The organism is Kineococcus aurantiacus (assembly GCF_013409345.1).
Classification (GTDB): domain Bacteria; phylum Actinomycetota; class Actinomycetes; order Actinomycetales; family Kineococcaceae; genus Kineococcus; species Kineococcus aurantiacus.
On record NZ_JACCBB010000001.1, the window covers coordinates 799,786 to 813,292 of the forward strand.

At 75.2% G+C, this 13,507-nt stretch carries 13 protein-coding genes; 4 read left to right on the plus strand and 9 right to left on the minus strand.

Annotated features, from left to right (window positions below; all coding sequences use genetic code 11):
• The first annotated feature begins 96 nt into the window (after window positions 1–96).
• Window positions 97–1,644 carry an alkaline phosphatase D family protein gene (locus BJ968_RS03845; protein WP_179749370.1) on the plus strand — a complete coding sequence of 516 codons (1,548 nt, stop codon included), beginning with the start codon at window positions 97–99 and terminating at the stop codon, window positions 1,642–1,644.
• Between the two features lie 9 nt (window positions 1,645–1,653).
• Here BJ968_RS03845 and BJ968_RS03850 read toward each other — a convergent pair whose 3' ends face one another.
• From BJ968_RS03850 to BJ968_RS03870, 5 genes are all read right to left on the minus strand, one after another.
• Window positions 1,654–2,028, minus strand: a complete 375-nt coding sequence (locus BJ968_RS03850; protein WP_218884759.1) for a PTS-dependent dihydroxyacetone kinase phosphotransferase subunit DhaM — start codon at window positions 2,026–2,028, stop codon at window positions 1,654–1,656.
• 11 nt (window positions 2,029–2,039) lie between these two features.
• Entirely contained in the window at window positions 2,040–2,636 is a 597-nt protein-coding gene (gene dhaL, locus BJ968_RS03855; RefSeq protein ID WP_425491464.1) for a dihydroxyacetone kinase subunit DhaL, read from the minus strand.
• Complete coding sequence (gene dhaK / locus BJ968_RS03860; RefSeq protein WP_179749373.1) at window positions 2,624–3,637, minus strand: dihydroxyacetone kinase subunit DhaK; 1,014 nt, start codon at window positions 3,635–3,637, stop codon at window positions 2,624–2,626. Before dhaK ends, dhaL begins: the two co-directional genes overlap by 13 nt.
• Before the next feature lie 36 nt (window positions 3,638–3,673).
• On the minus strand, window positions 3,674–4,414 hold the full coding sequence (locus BJ968_RS03865) for a DUF899 family protein (protein WP_179749375.1): 741 nt from the start codon (window positions 4,412–4,414) through the stop codon (window positions 3,674–3,676).
• 64 nt (window positions 4,415–4,478) lie between these two features.
• On the minus strand, window positions 4,479–5,675 hold the full coding sequence (locus BJ968_RS03870; RefSeq protein WP_179749377.1) for an osmoprotectant NAGGN system M42 family peptidase: 1,197 nt from the start codon (window positions 5,673–5,675) through the stop codon (window positions 4,479–4,481).
• 52 nt (window positions 5,676–5,727) lie between these two features.
• On the opposite strand from BJ968_RS03870, the gene BJ968_RS03875 reads away from it, so the two are divergent.
• Complete coding sequence (locus BJ968_RS03875) at window positions 5,728–6,651, plus strand: hypothetical protein (RefSeq protein ID WP_179749379.1); 924 nt, start codon at window positions 5,728–5,730, stop codon at window positions 6,649–6,651.
• 173 nt (window positions 6,652–6,824) lie between these two features.
• On the opposite strand, the gene BJ968_RS03880 is transcribed toward BJ968_RS03875, so the two are convergent.
• The 4 genes from BJ968_RS03880 to BJ968_RS03895 are packed head-to-tail and all read right to left on the minus strand — an operon-like array spanning window position 6,825 to window position 11,554.
• Window positions 6,825–7,568, minus strand: a complete 744-nt coding sequence (locus BJ968_RS03880) for a DNA-formamidopyrimidine glycosylase family protein (RefSeq protein WP_179749381.1) — start codon at window positions 7,566–7,568, stop codon at window positions 6,825–6,827.
• Between the two features lie 8 nt (window positions 7,569–7,576).
• Window positions 7,577–9,367: an N-acetylglutaminylglutamine synthetase gene (ngg, locus tag BJ968_RS03885; RefSeq protein ID WP_179749383.1), complete on the minus strand. Its 1,791-nt coding sequence runs from the start codon at window positions 9,365–9,367 to the stop codon at window positions 7,577–7,579.
• 14 nt (window positions 9,368–9,381) lie between these two features.
• The gene (locus BJ968_RS03890; RefSeq protein WP_179749385.1) at window positions 9,382–11,166 is read right to left on the minus strand and encodes an N-acetylglutaminylglutamine amidotransferase; all 1,785 of its coding nucleotides are present in this window, start codon (window positions 11,164–11,166) and stop codon (window positions 9,382–9,384) included.
• A 22-nt stretch (window positions 11,167–11,188) separates the two neighbouring features.
• Window positions 11,189–11,554, minus strand: coding sequence for a histidine triad nucleotide-binding protein (locus BJ968_RS03895; protein WP_179749387.1), 366 nt, complete (start codon window positions 11,552–11,554; stop codon window positions 11,189–11,191).
• Between the two features lie 208 nt (window positions 11,555–11,762).
• On the opposite strand from BJ968_RS03895, the gene BJ968_RS03900 reads away from it, so the two are divergent.
• Window positions 11,763–12,281, plus strand: a complete 519-nt coding sequence (locus BJ968_RS03900) for an RNA polymerase sigma factor (protein WP_343077793.1) — start codon at window positions 11,763–11,765, stop codon at window positions 12,279–12,281.
• Window positions 12,278–13,435 carry a Gmad2 immunoglobulin-like domain-containing protein gene (locus BJ968_RS25450; protein WP_179749389.1) on the plus strand — a complete coding sequence of 386 codons (1,158 nt, stop codon included), beginning with the start codon at window positions 12,278–12,280 and terminating at the stop codon, window positions 13,433–13,435. Before BJ968_RS03900 ends, BJ968_RS25450 begins: the two co-directional genes overlap by 4 nt.
• Window positions 13,436–13,507 lie beyond the last annotated feature (72 nt).

A 13,507-nucleotide genomic window follows, 5' to 3' on the forward strand; every position in this document is an offset into this window, starting at 1 on the left:
GCCCGGCCGCCCCGCCCGGCCGCACCGCCCGGCGCTTCACCGGGAGTTCTCCCGGGCTGCACGGGGACGTCACCCGGGTTCGGCAGCCTGCGGGGCGTGCAGACCCCCTCCTCCCCCTTCTCGCGCCGTTCCCTCCTCGCCGCCGGCGGCACCGGGCTGCTGGCCCCCGCCCTGCTGCGCAGCGGTGCCCCGCGGATCACCCACGGCGTGCAGTCCGGGGACGTCACCTCCAGCACCGCGACGATCTGGACGCGCGCCGACCGCACCGCGCGGATGTTCGTGCAGGTCTCCCCGACCGGCACGTTCGGCCGCGACTGCCGCACCTACCGCGGACCGCTGCTGAAGGGGTCCAGCGACTTCACCGGCCGCCTGGACGTGAACGGCCTGCCGTCGGCCACCGACGTCCCCTACCGGGTCGTCCTGGGCGCGCCCGACGCCCACCGCCCGGACGGGGAGTCGGTGGAGGGTTTCCTGCGGACCGCACCGGCCGCGGGCGACCACCGGCGCCTGCGGTTCCTGTGGAGCGGTGACCAGGCCGGTCAGGGCTGGGGCCGCAACCCCGACCTGGGCGGGTTCCCGATCTACCGGGCGATGGCGCGGCGGGACGCGGACTTCTTCCTGCACTCGGGGGACACGATCTACGCCGACGGGGTCATCACCGGCGACGTGACGCTGCCCGACGGGCGCGTCTACCGCAACGTCGTCACCGAGGCGAAGTCCCACGTGGCGCAGACCCTCGACGACTTCCGGGGCGCCTTCCAGTACAACCTCGAGGACGAGGCCTACCGGCGGTTCTTCGCCCGCGTCCCGCAGGTGAACCAGTGGGACGACCACGAGGTGCACAACAACTGGTTCCCGCACGAGGTCCTCGACGACGACCGGTACACCGAGAAGCGCGTCGACGTGCTGTGGGCCCGCGGCGAGCAGGCGTGGCGCGAGTACGTCCCGATCTCGCGGCGGCGCACGTCCGACGTCTACGGGAAGTTCTCCTTCGGCCCGCTGCTGGACGTCTTCGTCCTGGACATGCGCAGCTACCGGGACCCGAACCCGTGGGGCTGGGCCGGGGGCGGCGTCCGCCCCGACGGGGGGATCCTCGGCACCGAGCAGGCGCGCTGGCTCGTCGAGGCGATGGCGGCCTCCACGGCGCGCTGGAAGGTCGTGCAGGCCGACATGCCCGTCGGGCTCGTCGTGCCGGACTCCCAGACCGACCCCGCGGGCATCGAGGCCGTCGCCCAGGGCGACCCGGGGGTCCCGCGCGGCCGGGAACGGCAGATCGCGTGGATCCTGCGCGAGCTGAAGCGGCGCGGGGTGCGCGACCACGTGTGGCTGACCGCGGACGTGCACTACACCGCGGCGCACCACTACTCCCCCGACCGGGCGTCCTTCACCGAGTTCGACCCGTTCTGGGAGTTCGTCTCCGGCCCCCTGCACGCCGGGTCGTTCGGGCCCAGCGACCTCGACCCGACGTTCGGGCCGAAGGTGGAGTTCCAGGCCGTGCCGCCGCGCCCGAACACCTCGCCGCTGGAGGGTTCGCAGTTCTTCGGCGAGGTCGAGATCGACCCCGACTCCCAGGTGCTCACGGTGACCCTGCGCGACGTCGACGGCGCCGCGCTGTGGAGCCGGGACCTGCAGCCGCACGGCTGACCCGCCCGGTCAGGTCTTGCGCAGCCCGCGCGCGAGCTCGGCCTGCGCGACGACCTCGGCCAGGCCCGCGCCCGTGGAGGCCGTCACGACCGCCGCGACGGCCCCCTCGAGGAAGGGCGCGTCGACCAGGGCGACGGGGGCGTCGTCGTCGAGGTCGGCCAGCACCGTCCGGGCGGTGAGCACGGCGCTGCCGAGGTCGACCAGCAGGGCCACCTCCTCACCGGCCGCGAGGGCCTGCCCGACGGCGCCCTCGAGGGCGTCCGCGTCGGTGCCCAGGCGCCCGTCGGCGGTGCCGCCGACGGGCACGACGGTCGCCGACGGGGCCATCTGCCCCGCGAGGTCGGCGACCCCGCGGGCGACGGCGGCGCTGTGCGAGAGCAGCACCACCCGGACGCTCACGCGCCGGCCCCGGCGAGCGCGGTGAACAGCAGCGCGACGGACTCCGCGCCGGGGTCGCGGTGCCCCACCCCGCGCTCGCCGAGGTAGCTGGCGCGGCCCTTGCGGGCCACGAGCGGCTCGGTCGAGGCGGCCCCCCGCGCCGCGGCCTCGGCCGCCTCGGACAGCGACCGGCCCGCCTCGAGCGCCTCGACGGCCGGGGTCAGGGCGTCGACGAGGGTGGCGTCCCCGACCTGGGCCCCGCCGAGCTTCACGACGCCGTCCAGACCGGCCCGCAACGCGCTCGCGAGGTCACCGCCGTCGAGGGCCTTCCCCGCCCGCCGCAGCAGCGTCCCGAACAGCGGTCCGCTGGCCCCGCCGACGGTGCTGACGAGCGTGGACCCGGCCCTGGTGAGGACGGCTCCCGCGGTCTCGGGGGTCTCCTGGTCGAACGCGGCGACGACGGCGTGCATCCCGCGCTGCAGGTTCACGCCGTGGTCGGAGTCGCCGATGGGCCGGTCGAGGTCGGTGAGCTCACCCGCCCGCTCGTCGACGAGCCCGGCGAACGCGCGCAACCAGGCGAGGGCGGTCGGGGCGTCGAGGTTCACGCGCCCCACCGCAGGGCCGGGGTGCGGACGGGGGCGTCCCACAGCTCGAGCAGTTCGGGGGTGGTGGTGCAGACGCTGACCATCGCCCCGGCCATCTCCAGGCTGGTGACGTGGTTGCCGACCAGCGCCCGCGCGACGCGGGCCCCCCTCGCGGAGAGCTCGTCGACGACGTCGGCGGCCAGGACCTGCAGTTCCAGCAGCGGTGTGCCGCCCATGCCGTTGACGAGCAGGAGCAGGTCCTGGTGGGCCAGGGGCAGGTCCTCGTCGATGGCCGCCACCGACGTCCGGGCGACCTCGCGGGCCACGCCCGTCGCGGGGACGGGGACCCGGCGGCGGCCGGGTTCGCCGTGGATGCCGATGCCCAGTTCCATCTCCCCGGGCGGCAGGTCGAAACCGGGCTGGTCGGAACCCGGTGTGGTGCAGGGGCTCAGGGCGACGCCGAAACTCCGGCTGCGGGACACCACGTCCCGGCCCAGGGCGGCGACCTCGGCCAGCGGCAACCCCTTCTCGGCGGCCGCGCCGAGGACCTTCTCGACGAACAGCGTCCCGCCCGTGCCGCGGCGGCCGGCGGTGTACAGGCTGTCGGTGACGGCGACGTCGTCGTCGACGAGGACGGTCTCCACCTCGATGCCCTCGTCGTCGGCGAGCTCGGCGGCCATCTGGAAGTTCAGGACGTCCCCGGTGTAGTTCTTCACCACGTGCACGACGCCCGCCCCGGAGGAGGCGGCCCGCGTCGCGGCGAGCACCTGGTCGGGCACGGGTGAGGTGAACACGGCCCCGCAGGCCGCGGCGTCGAGCATGCCCAGACCGACGAAACCGGCGTGCAGGGGTTCGTGACCGGACCCCCCGCCGGAGACGAGACCGACCTTGCCCGGGCGCCGCTCGTCCCCGCGGGCCACGACGTGGTGCTCGAGGTCGACGGACAGTTCGGGGTGGACGGCGGCCAGTCCGCGCAACGCGTCGGTGACGGCGTTCGCGGGGTCGTCGAGCAGCTTGGCGGCTGCGGTCATGAGGAGCTCCTTCGCCCGGGGACGCCCAAGCTATCCTCAGTCGGCGAAGTTCGGAACCGCCCCCCGGGCGTCGGGGACGCGGTCGTGCGGTTCCTGCCACGCCTCCTGCCGGCCCAGTGCCGTCATGTCCAGGAACGCGTAGGCACCGCCGAGCTGCTCGGTGCCCCGCGCGAAGGTGGAGTACGTGTGGAAGACGCGGCCGCCGTCGGTGAGGAAGCAGCTGTACCCGGGCACCTCCCCCGGCTGCTCCAGCGCCCAGCCCATCCCCGCGGCGCGCAGCTCGTCGGCGTCCCGGTGGTTCAGCTGGACCGGGGCGACGCCGGGGTCCAGCGTGGCGTGGAAGTCGTGGTTGAACCGGCTGCCGTGCGAGCTGACCCACGGGAACGTCCAGCCGCGCGCCGCCGCGGAGGCGGCGAGTTTCCCGTACGGGGCGCGCGAGACGGCCGTGAACGTCGTGCGCCGCGCGTTCAGGTGCCTCAGCAGGCCGTCGCTGAGCTCGTCCAGCGCGGCCGTGCAGGACGGGCACACCTCGTCCCAGGACGGGTCGAACATGACGTGCTGGACGACGAGCTGGTCGCGGCCGGCGAACAGGTCCAGCAGGCCGACCTCGCCGTCGGGGCCGGTGAAGCGGTGGTCGGTGGTGACCTGCACCATCGGCAGCCGCCGCCGGTCGGCGGCCAGGGCGTCCTGGGCGCGGGTCAGCTCCTTCTCCCGGACCAGCAGGTCCTTGCGGGCGCGCAGCCACTCCTCGCGCGTGGTGACCTCCGGCAGAGCCACGGTGTCCTCCTCCGTCGTGCCGACGTGCTCCTGACGAGGTGGTGACTCCGCCGGGGGCCCGGACTCAGCGGTGCTCGTCGGGCACGACCGTGCGGTCCACGGGTTCGGGGTCGGCGGGCTGCACGCTGAGGCTGGGGAAGTCCGCCAGCGGCCCGGCCTCCTCCCGGTCCCAGTCGTCGAACGTCAGGCCGCTCTGCAGGTAGACCGCGAGGAGCCGGGCGAGGGCGACGAGGCCGTCGACGTGGGCGCGCTCGTGCCCGTGGCTGGAGTCCAGGCCGAACCCGAGCAGCGCGTGCCGGGCCTCGATGCCGGCCTCCAGCGCGGGGGCGGCGTCGGAGCGGTAGTGCCGGTACACGTCGCGGACCGCGGGGATGCCGTGCTCGCGGGCCAGGGCGTGCAGGCGCCGGGACAGGTGGTAGTCGAAGGGCCCGGTCATGTCGAGCATCGCGACGCTGGCCAGTTCCTCACGGGAGTTCTGGCCCTCGGCGACCACGGCGTTGTCGACGGCGACCAGTTCGGCGACGTCGGGGGCCAGGCCGTGGGTGGCGCCGAACCCGACCTCCTCGCCGATGGTGACGAGGAACTGGGCGCTCACCGCGAGCGGCAGGTCGGCGTCGCGCAGCGCCTTCAGCGCCGCCAGGCACGCCGCGAGCCCGGCCTTGTCGTCGAGGTGCCGGGACTTGACGTAGCCGCGGCGGGTCAGCTGCGGGGCCGCGTCGAGGGCCACGTGGTCACCGACCTCGATGCCCAGGGCGCGCACGTCCCCGGCCGACTCGACCGGTTCGTCGATGCGGACCTCGACGTACGGCCACCCGACGCCCTGGGTGTCGATCTCGTCGCCGAAGGTGTGCCCGCTGCTCTTCAGCGGCAGGACCGTCCCCGTGTACACGCGGTCGTGGTCGTCGGTGAAGATCGTCACGTGGGCGCCCTCGGAGAACCGGGCGCTGTGGCTGCCGACGGGCACGACCTCCAGCCGGCCCGACGGCTTCACGCGCTTGACCATCAGCCCGATGGTGTCGGCGTGCACGACGACGGCGCGGTGCACCCCCTCGCTGCGGCCCCGCAGCGTCGCGCGCAGGATGCCGCGGCGCGTGAGGTCGAACGGCAGCCCCAGGGCGGCGATGTGGTCGCCGACGGCCTGCATCACGGCGTCGGTGCGGCCCGAGGGGCTGGGGATGCGCAGCATCTCCATGAGCGTGCTCGTGAGGTACTCGACGTCGATGCTGACGTCGACGGGCTGGGGGGTGTCGGCGGTGCTCATCGCGGTCGATGCTGCCAGGCGGGGCGGGCGGACGGCGCGGGAGGATGCCCCGGTGGACCTCGCTGACGTGCTCGACGACCTCTACGGCTCCGCGCCCACGGGGTTCACCGCCGCGCGCGACGCCTTCGCCCGGCAGGCCCGCGCCGAGGGCGACCGCGAGCTCGCCGGCCGCATCGGCGCGCTGCGCAGACCGCTGGTCCCCGCGTGGGCCGTGAACCTGCTGGTGCGCGAGCGCGGGGAGGACGTCGAGCGGCTGCTGGAGCTGGGCGCGGCCATGCGGGAGGCGACGGCCTCGCTGGCCGGCGCGGAGCTGCGGGAGCTGCGGGTGCGGCAGCACGAGGTCCTGGAGGCCGTGCGGGTGCAGGTGGTGCGGCTGGCCCGCGAGGCGGGGGTGCGGCTGTCCCCGGGGGCCGGGGAGCGGGTCGTCGCCACGCTGCGGGCCGCGATGGCCGACGCGGCCGCCGCGGACGCCGTGCGCTCGGGGCTGCTGGTGCGGCCCCTGGAGCCCGCGGGCTTCGGGGAGGTCGACCTGGCGGGGGCGACCGCGTCGGACGCCGCCCCGCCCCGGCCGCCCGCCGCGTCCCCCCGGCGCCCCGCGGTCCCCCGCGACGAGCTGAGCGCCCGCCGGGAGGTGAGGGCGGCCCGCGACGCCGAGCGGCAGCGGGTCGAGACCGAGCGCCGCGAACGGGAGCGGGCCGAGCTGCACGAGGCCGTCCGCGCGGCGCGCACCGAGCTCGACGACGCCCGCGGGGAGTCGTCCTCGGCGGCCGCGGAGCTGTCCTCGGCGCGCCGGCGCTACGACGACCTGGTGCGCCGCCGCGACGACCTGCAGGCGCGGCTCGACGCCGTCGCCGCCCAGCTCGCCCCGGCCGCGGGCGCGCTGCGCGCGGCCGAGCGGGCCGCCCACGCGGCGCAGGAGCGGGTCGCGGCCGCCGAGCGGGAGCTGGAGCGCCTGCGCGCCCGCCTCCCCGACTGACCGCGGGGAGTGCTCGATCAGGGAAGTGCTCGATCAGGAGAGTGCTTGATCACGACAGTGCTTGATCACCGCCGGGGGGGTGGGGCGCACCACCACCTCGCCGTGATCAAGCACTTCGGTGATCAAGCACTTCGGTGATCAAGCACTTTGTGGTCGGGCGCAGCGGGAGCGGGTCAGCGCTGGTCGCGGGGGCAGACGTAGGCGGTGCGGCCGGCGACGGTGCGGGTCTGCACCGTCGTCCCGCAGCGGCGGCACGTGTCGCGCTTGTACACCCAGCGCTCGTCGGGGGCGGTGGGGTCGGACACGACCTGCCCGGCGTCGACGCCCAGGCGCAGGAGCTCCACCGCCAGGTCCCACAGCAACCCGGCCTCCTCCTCGCCGACGCGGCGGGCCGGGTCGAGGCCGGCCAGGAACAGCAGCTCGGCGCGCCAGGCGTTGCCGATGCCCGCCCACACCGACTGGTCCAGCAGCGCGGCGCCCACCGCGGTCCCGGCGGCCGCCAGCCGCCGGGCGGCGTCCTCGCGGCCGGCCTCCCCCACCCGCAGCGGGTCCGGCCCCAGGGAGGCCAGCAGTGCGTCGCGGGCCTGCGGCACCAGCGCCTCGCACCGGCTGGGGGCGATGAGGGAGAACGCCTCCCGCTCCCCCGCCAGCCGCATCCGCGTCCCGCCGCGCGGGGGCAGCGCCAGGTCGGCGGTGCGCAGGTAGATCCCCTTCAGGCCCAGGTGGACGTGCACGTCGGGGGCCTCGTCGAAGGAGTACAGCAGGTGCTTGCCGTACGCCTGGACGTCGTCGAGGCGGTGGCCGTCGAACGGTGCCGCGTCGAACCTGCCCTGCGGGCTGGACACCGCCAGGACCTGACCGGCCAGCGCCTCGCGCTGGTCGCGGGCGTGGCGGTGCAGGCTGTGCGCCTCGGGCACGACGGTCCCTAGTCCTGGGACCGGGTCTCGGGGAACAGCAGGTCCAGGAACCGCTGGGCCGTCGGCCGCGGCGAGTGGTTGGCCAGCCCGGGCCGCTCGTTGGCCTCGATGACCACGTGCTCGGGGCCGGACACGTCGGGGACGAGGAAGTCCAGGCCCGTCACGGGGATCCCGATGGCGCGGCTGGCGGCCACGGCCGCGTCGACGAGGTCGGGGTGCAGGTCGTCGGTGACGTCGTCGATCGTGCCGCCCGTGTGCAGGTTCGCGGTGCGCCGCACCTCCAGGCGCTGCCCGCGGGGCAGGACGTCGTCGAGGCTGAAACCGGCGTCGGCGACGACGTGCTCGGTGGTGGCGTCCAGCGGGATGCTGGACTCCCCGCCCGTCGCGGCCTCCCGGCGGCGGCTGTGCCGGGTGATGAGGGTGCGGACGTCGTCGGTGCCGGTGCCGATCACGGCGGCCGGCCGGCGGACCGCGGCCGCGACGACCTCGTGGTCGATGACCACGACGCGCAGGTCCTGCCCGGCGACGAGTTCCTCGACGAGGACGTCGGGGCAGTGCGCGGCGGCCTCGGCGACCGCGGCCCGCAGCTCCTGCCCGCCCCGGACGCCGACCGTGATGCCCTTGCCCTGCTCCCCCCGCGCGGGTTTCACCACGACCGGGCCGGTCTCGGCGACGAGCCGCTCGCACGCGGCCAGCCCCTCCTCGTCGCGCAGCGGGTCGGGCGCCAGCTCCACGGCCCGCGGCACCCGCACCCCGCGCGCGGCCAGCAGGCGGCGCGTCACGCGCTTGTCGTCGCAGCGGCTCATGGCGACGGCGCTGGTGAGCTCGGACAGGGACTCGCGCGTCAGCAGCGAGCGCCCGCCGAACGTCAGGCGCATCTCCCCGCTGGGGGCGTCGGTGACCTCCACCCGCACCCCGCGGCGCAGCGCCTCGTCGGCGACGATCCGCGCGTACGGGTTCAGGTCGGACAGCCCCTCGGGCTGGGGGGAGAACAGCGGCCGGTTGATGGGGTTCTTGCGCTTGACGACGACGGGCGCGGCGGGCCGGAAACCCAGCCGCCGGTACAGGGCGATGGCGCCGTCGTTGTCGTGCAGGACGGACAGGTCCAGGATGGCCCGGCCGCGGGCGACGTAGCGCTCGGCGAGCACCCGCACCAGCGCCTCCCCCACCCCGCGCGGAGCGGCCTGCGGGTCCGCGGCCAGGCACCACAGGCTCGCGCCCTGGTCGGGGTCGCCGAAGGCGAGGACGTGGTCGACGCCGGTGACGGTGCCGACGACCTCGTGGGTCCGGGTGTCCTCGGCCACGAGGTACGTGAACGTCCGGGTGCGGTGGTTGGCCCACATGACGTCGACGTCGGAGGTGACCATGCCGCACGCGGCGTAGATGCGGTTCACCTCGTCCAGCTCACCGCGCTCGCGGACCATGCGCACGAACACGTCGGGGTTGCGGTCGCGCGCCGCCCGGTAGCGGGCCAGGTCCAGCCGGAACGTGATGGAGGGGTCCAGGAACAGCTCGTGCGGGGCCAGGCCGACGAGCACCTGCGGTTCGCGGACGTACATGGCGATGTCGCGCTCGCCGGTCTCCTCGGCGCGCAGGGCGTCGACGACGGCGCGCTGGTCGGTGAAGGTCTGCCCGAACACCAGCCGGCCCCACCCCATGTCGAGGACGACGTCGCTGGACATGTCGTCGGTGAACCACTGGGGTGGTCGCTGCCAGGTCCGGCCGGAGATCGTCGGGACGTCGACGACCCGGTGCCGCAGGCCGGCGACCGTGCTGCGGCGTTTCGCGCTGACGTTCATCCCGCCTCCTCCGCTCAGCCGATCCCGTGCTGCTGCAGCCACATCTCGAGCAGCCCGAGCTGCCACAGCTTGTTCCCGTGCAACGGTGTCAGTTCCCCGTTGGGGTCGGCGAGCAGCCCGGCGACGTACTCGGGGCGGAACAGGGCGCGGTCCTGCGCGGCGCGGCTGGTCAGGGCGTCGCGGACGGTGCTGAGGACCTTGCCCTCCAGGTGGGTGATGGCCGGGACGGGGAAGTAGCCCTTGGGCCGGTCGATGACCTCGCGCGGGATGACGCGGTACCCGACCTGCTTCAGGACGCCCTTGCCGCCGTGGGCGAGCTGGAGCTCGGGGGGGATCGCGGCGGCCAGCTCGACGAGCTCGTGGTCGAGGAACGGCACGCGCGCCTCCAGTCCCCACGCCATCGTCGTGTTGTCGACGCGCTTGACCGGGTCGTCGACGAGCATGACCTCGGTGTCCAGCCGCAGCGCCGCGTCGACGGCCGTGTCGGCGCCCGGGCGGGTGAAGTGCTCGGTGAGGAACTCCCGGGAGACGTCGGTGGCCGTCAGCCACTGCGGGTTCAGCACCTCGGCCATCTGCGCGTGGTCGCGGTCGAAGAACACGCGCGCGTAGGCGTCGACGCCCTGCTGCGGGGTGAGGCCGGTCAGCGGCGGGTACCAGTGGTAGCCGCCGAACACCTCGTCGGCGCCCTGCCCGGACTGCACGACCTTGATGGTCTGCGACACCTGCTGGGACAGCAGGTCGAAGGCGACGACGTCGTGGCTGACCATGGGTTCGCTCATGGCCCCCACGGCGTGCCCCAGCGCCCCGACGAGCTCGTCGCCCGTGACGCGGATGCGGTGGTGGTTCGTGGCGAACCGCTCGGCGATGACGTCGGAGTAGGCGAACTCGTCGCCCTCGTGGCCGCCGACGGACTCGAACCCGATGGAGTACGTCGCCAGGTCGGTCTGGCCCTGCTCGGCCAGCAGCGCGGTGATGAGGCTGGAGTCCAGCCCGCCGGACAGCAGCACCCCGACGGGGACGTCGGCGACGGTGCGGCGCTTGACGGCGGTCCGCAGGGACTCCAGGACCGCGTCCTCCCAGTCGCGGGCGGTGAACCCGGCGAACTGCTCGCGGCGCACGTGGTCGGGCGCCCAGTAGCGGCGCTCGGTCGAGCGGCCGTCGGCCTCGATCGTGCGGACCGTGGCGGGCGGCAGCTTCCGCACGCCCTTGAGCACGGTGTGCGGGGCGGGGACGACGGCGTGCCAGCTGAGGTAGTGGTGCAGGGCGACGGGGTCGATGGTGGTGTCGACGTCACCGGCGGCGACCAGCGCGGGCAGGCTGGAGGCGAACCGCAGCCGGCCGGGCGTCTCGGCCAGGTAGAGGGGTTTGATGCCGAGCCGGTCGCGCATGAGGACCACGCGGCCGGTGTCGCGCTCGTGGACGACGACGGCGAACATGCCCACGAGGTGGTCGACGACGTCGGCGCCCCAGCGGTGGTAGCCCTTGACGATGACCTCGGTGTCGGAGGTGGAGACGAACCGGTAGCCGTACCCGGTGAGCTCCTCGCGCAGCTGCGGGTAGTTGTAGATGCAGCCGTTGAAGACGGCGGTCAGCCCCAGCTCGGGGTCCTGCATGGGCTGGGCGCCGCACGCCGACAGGTCGATGATCGACAGCCGGCGGTGCCCGAAGGCGACCCGGCCCTGCGCCCAGACGCCCTCGCCGTCCGGCCCGCGTGGGGCGAGGGTCTGCGACATCGCCTGGACGGCGGCGACGTCCGCCGCGCGCCCGTCGAACCTGACTTCACCGCAGAGACCGCACATGGCGGTACATGCAACCGCAGGATCAGCCCGGGGGCCAGGTGAAGTCCCGGCCGCCCAGGACGTGCCCGTGCACGTGGAAGACCGACTGCCCCACGGCCGTGCCGGTGTTGAAGACGAGGCGGTACTCCCCGCCGCAGCGCTCGTCGGCGATGCGCTGGGCCACCTCGACGAGGCGCGCGAGGACCTGCGGGGCCTTCGCGGCGAGCTCGGCGACGTTCTCGTACCGCTCGCGCGGGACGACCAGGACGTGGGTGGGGGCCTGGGGGGCGATGTCCTCGAAGGCGACGACCTGGTCGTCGGAGTGGACGATCGTGGCGGGCACGTCGCCCGCGACGATCCGCAGGAACAGGTCGTCGGGGGCGCGTTCGACGCGGGAGACCTCGGCCATGGGTCCGACGCTACCGGGCCGCGGGGGTGGCGATCGTTGTGACAACGCTCGCGGTGATCGCGAGCGTTGTCACAACGATCGCCACCCCCGGCCCACCCCCGCCCGGCGCGTCCCACGGGCCCCTCGCGAAACATCTCCGCTTGGATGTCAACCGTGACCCTGCGTGACTCGTCTACACGGTGTGATGGTGATGGAGGAGCGTGGGGTCGTGTCTGACGACCCGCGCTCGTGGTCGGCCGACGAGGCCGTCAGCGCGCTGTACGCGGCGCACTGGCGGCGTCTGGTCGCGCTCGTGACCTCGCTCATGGGCGAGTCCGCGAGCGCCGAGGAGGTCGTCGCCGACGCCTTCGTCGCCCTGCACCGGCGGTGGGACCGCCTGGCGGACAAGGGGTCCGCCGTGGCGTACCTGCGCACGAGCGTGGTCAACGGGGCCCGGGACGCGCTGCGGCACCGGGTGGTGGCCGACCGCGGGCGGCCGCTGCCGGACCCGGCCCCGGACGGCCCCGAGGAGCACGCCGTGCGGGCCAGCGAGCACCGGACGGTGCTCGCGGCGCTGGACGGGCTGCCCGCCCGGCAGCGCGAGGTCCTGGTGCTGCGGTACCAGGGCGAGATGTCCGAGCAGGACATCGCCGACACCCTCGGCATCAGCCGGGGTGCGGTCAAGACGCACGCGCACCGCGGGCTGTCCGCGTTGCGCGAGGTGATGAGCCGGGAGGAGCGGCAGTGACCGAGGACACCCCGTTGGGTCCGCTGCCGGACCCCGACGGCGACGACGAGCTCAGCCCCACCGCGCGGCAGCTGCGCGACGCGCTGGCCGCACGCGCGGCCGGGGCCCGACCTGCCGACCGTCTCGAGGAGATCCGCATGACCAGCCGTTCCAACCGTCGTCGCTCGCGCGCCTGGGTCGCGGTCGCGGGGGCCGCCGCCGTCGTCGTCGTGGGGGGCGGGGGCTACGCCCTGACCCAGCGCGACGGGGGCGACGTGACGACGGTCGCGGCGTCCACCTCGCCGTCCCCCAGCGCGTCGGCGTCCTCGGCGTCCCCGGCGTCCCCGGCGACGTCGGCCGCCTCCTCGGCGCCGGAGGAGACCCCGGCTCCGGACGGCACCTCGCCGGCGCCGCGGGGGACCCCGCGGTCCACCCCGGCGGGGTCGGTCGCGACGTCGGCGCCGGCCGGTGCGGCGCTGCCCTCGGGGTCGGCCACCGTCCCGGTGTACTGGCTGGGCGGGTCCTCCCCGAAGCTGTTCCGCGAGTACGTGCGGGCCGGGGACGCGGGCGCGGACGACGCCACGCGGGCGCTGCGGGCCATGCTGGCCGGCGGGCCGGGCGACCCGGACTACACGAGCCCCTGGTCGGCGGACCCGACCGCCACGGTCACCTCCACCGGGGGTCGGCTGGTCGTGGACCTGGCGGCGTCGGCCGCCGCCGGCCGGGCCGCGGACGCCACCGCGGCGGTGCAGCAGCTCGTCTACACGGTGACGGCGGCGGCGGGGTCGAGCGACCCGGTGGAGATCCGCGTCGACGGGCGGCCGGAGCCCACGCTGTTCGGGGAGGCCGTGGCGCGCACGGTGGCGCGGGCCCCGCAGGCCGACGTGCAGGCCCCGGCGTGGATCACGGGTGTCACGCCCGGGTCGGGCTCGGTGACCGTCACCGGGGTCGGGACGGCGTTCGAGGGCACGCTGCTGTACACGATCACCGACGCCTCGGGGGCCGAGGTGGCGCGGGAGGCGGTGCAGGCGGGGGCGAACGGGACGTTCGACGACTTCTCGTTCACCGCGCAGGTCGGGCCGGGCACGTACACCGTCGCGGTGGTCGCGCCGGACGAGTCCGGCGGCGAGGGCGCGACCCCGCTGGCCGACACCAAGGGGTTCACCGTCTCCTGAGCGGTTCGCGCGCGCGGTCACCGCGGGCGCCCCGGTGGGGCGCGCGGTGACCGCGCGCCCCACCGCGCGCAG

What these genes read in the sequence shown, in the direction of transcription:
- BJ968_RS03895 (WP_179749387.1), bottom strand. Translation starts at nt 11,554, where the DNA reads ATGGCCGAGGTCTCCCGCGTCGAACGCGCCCCCGACGACCTGTTCCTG.
- ngg (WP_179749383.1), bottom strand. Translation starts at nt 9,367, where the DNA reads ATGAACGTCAGCGCGAAACGCCGCAGCACGGTCGCCGGCCTGCGGCAC.
- dhaK (WP_179749373.1), bottom strand. Translation starts at nt 3,637, where the DNA reads ATGACCGCAGCCGCCAAGCTGCTCGACGACCCCGCGAACGCCGTCACC.
- BJ968_RS03870 (WP_179749377.1), bottom strand. Translation starts at nt 5,675, where the DNA reads ATGAGCACCGCCGACACCCCCCAGCCCGTCGACGTCAGCATCGACGTC.
- BJ968_RS03890 (WP_179749385.1), bottom strand. Translation starts at nt 11,166, where the DNA reads ATGTGCGGTCTCTGCGGTGAAGTCAGGTTCGACGGGCGCGCGGCGGAC.